The 834-nt window shown below is 38.8% G+C and carries 1 protein-coding gene; it reads right to left on the bottom strand.

The window, feature by feature from the left end:
• Position 1: 1 nt before the first annotated feature.
• Complete coding sequence (locus ASJ81_RS14280; RefSeq protein ID WP_275112561.1) at positions 2 to 727, bottom strand: metallophosphoesterase family protein; 726 nt, start codon at positions 725 to 727, stop codon at positions 2 to 4.
• Positions 728 to 834: the final 107 nt, after the last annotated feature.

Here is an 834-nt window from a genome sequence, read left to right as displayed (position 1 = left end):
ATTATATTATACTATCAACAACTTTCTCTTTTTCTCCTCTAGAGAAAACTCTATACACTTTCAGGTGCCAGCGCTTGCAATCGGATTCTGGTGCATCAACTTCAATCAAGTTGTAACATTGAGATATTTTTCCACGAACTTTGGAAGAACAGACAGTTCCAGCACTGATTACAAGCATGTTATTTAATCTCCAGACCCACGGAATGTGCCAGTGTCCACAGAGCACAAGGTTCACACCTGAGCGATCCAGGAGTTCCAGAACATCGCCTGCATCTACAAGTACATTATTTCCTCTGCCAGTTTTGGGAATTGGAATAAGGTGATGATGAAGGGCAAAAACTTTAAATCTATTTACTGAAAAAGTGTTTTCTATCCAGTTGTAATTTTCCCTTCCGATGTGCCCTTCATCAAGTTCCGGTTGGGAAGAGTCAATTCCTACTATAGTGACCTCTCCAAAGTGTCCAGACGTTGATCTGGTTTTGAAAAGATCCTCAAAAAAGAGGTAACCGGCATTTCTGGAATCATGGTTCCCCGGAACTATTATCTTGTTTTTGCATTCAATCCTGTCAATGAATTTCTTTGCTCCATTATACTCGGCTGCAAGCCCGTTTTCTGTCAGGTCACCGGTGATTACTACAATATCAGGAGAGCTCCGGTTTATGTTTTCAAGCATGGAATCTGCAATTTCAGGCATATAATATGCCTCTGAAAAGTGGATGTCTGAAATATGTACTATTTTTTTAATTTCTATTCCTCTGTCTTACTCATTCGCGTTTCAAGGTTTGGAAACATAATTCACAAACTTATATATAGTTATTCGATTTAGACAATATA

This window comes from Methanosarcina spelaei, from assembly GCF_002287235.1.
GTDB lineage: Archaea > Halobacteriota > Methanosarcinia > Methanosarcinales > Methanosarcinaceae > Methanosarcina > Methanosarcina spelaei.
This window is presented reverse-complemented; position numbering and strand designations above follow the sequence as displayed.